Below are 474 nucleotides of genomic sequence, written 5' to 3' on the forward strand. Positions count from 1 at the left end.
CCCGAGGCCAAGAGRCGSGCGTTCCTGCTGATCAACCAGCTSGAGACGYTCATGCCGTCGTGGCAGKCGGGCCGMTGGGACCGSGAGCGKTCCGCCATGCTCGACACSTTGACSGCGRTGTGGCGGGCCACGCTCGGGGCCGATCACGCGGACGGTTCCTGACCGTAGCCGGGTCTGCCGGGTGGCGCACGGGCCGAACTGCGTACCCTGGACGCGCACGCACCGCCCGACGGCGGCGTGGCGAAGGGACGGAACATGGCTCAGCAACCCGACGACACCCCTCGGCGCGGCCGGGGCCGGCCCCGGCGGCTGTCGCGCGACCTGATCGTCGAGGCTGCGGTCGGCCTGGTGTACGAGGACCCGCATGCGTCGCTGACCATCAAGTCCGTGGCGGACGCGGTYGGTTCGGCGCCGATGGCGCTCTACCGCTACTTCCCGGACCGCGATGATCTGCTGCACGCGGTGGCGGACCGC

General features: G+C 72.3%; 1 protein-coding gene. It reads left to right on the forward strand.

The genetic code is table 11. The annotated features are described in order from the left end of the window. Nucleotides 1-255: 255 nt before the first annotated feature. The coding region (locus AC1DSF_RS30770) for a TetR/AcrR family transcriptional regulator (protein ID WP_478184100.1) at nucleotides 256-474 on the forward strand (219 nt) is incomplete at its 3' end.

Source organism: Variovorax sp. 01N429 (assembly GCF_056399425.1).